Annotated in this window: 1 protein-coding gene; it reads right to left on the bottom strand. The window is 45.5% G+C overall.

Annotated elements, in window-relative coordinates; genetic code table 11:
- The coding region (locus R8O11_RS25470) for a diguanylate cyclase domain-containing protein (protein WP_318194642.1) at positions 1 to 945 on the bottom strand (945 nt) is incomplete at its 3' end.
- Between the last annotated feature and the right edge of the window lie 53 nt (positions 946 to 998).

Here is a 998-nt window from a genome sequence, read left to right as displayed (position 1 = left end):
AGGTAAGAACAGTGCAAAATCGGCATCGTAATAACGAGAGAACACCACGTCTGGGTAACGCTGCACTAAATTGGATAACAAGCTACCGACTTCAACAATAAACTCGTCGGTGATTTGCTTATCTTGCTCTTCTTCCACGAGCTTCCAATCTTGAATACGAATCAGCAAGACCGCGCCACGTGCGCCACTCTCTAAAAGAGCCGATTCCAGCTTGCTATCAAAGAGCACTCGATTGGCTGTTCCAGTGAGCTTATCGAGAAAAGTTTGAGTACGGATAAAGGTATCAAAGCGGCTGCGCTCCTGGCGTGCATCCTGTAATTCTTCAATCAACACATCGAGTGCTTCACTCGCGGTGTAAGGCCACTCTTTTTTATCTCCCTTGGCGTATTGCTCAACTCGCCCCGCCAAGATCATTCTTCCTCGCTCTTCCAGCATTTCTGAACCAGCAAGCTGCTCTTTTAGCCACGCAACACCGCGCATCAAACAAAAGATGATCAAAATAACGGCGAGAGTGATCGACCACAACGCCTGCATGGAGTAGCTGTAACCTAAGTAAGGAGGGATGGCTTTAAAGCGGATGACATAGTCTTGATTGTGAGTCAGCTGGTACTCAGTTTCAAACAAGGCCGACGCTTCTATTTGATGCGAAGTGTCTTTGAACCGATAAACGACGGCGTTGTTTGTCGAGAGTGTCATTTCAACGATGTTGCTTGCTTGCAACATTTTGGGCATCCAACGCTGCATAGAATAAGCTGCATCAGGATCTTCCATCTCTTTATCAACAACCTCGACAATCCCTTCCAAGTAGTGGGTAAGATATTCTTGCCCAAGTCGTTTGAAAGAGAGGGTGCCGCCGACAAACAAGATAAACATTGCGCATATAACGATCATGGTGACAAAAGCCACCAGCCGCGTGCTTAGCTTAAGAGTTGGGGTATACCTCATGAATACCAAATTCCTTTTTTATTCATCATATACCTTATTGAAATATTTATACT

The organism is Vibrio sp. 1288 (genome assembly GCF_033344475.1).
Note: the sequence above shows the minus strand (reverse complement) of the source record. Positions and strands in the feature narration are given on the sequence as shown.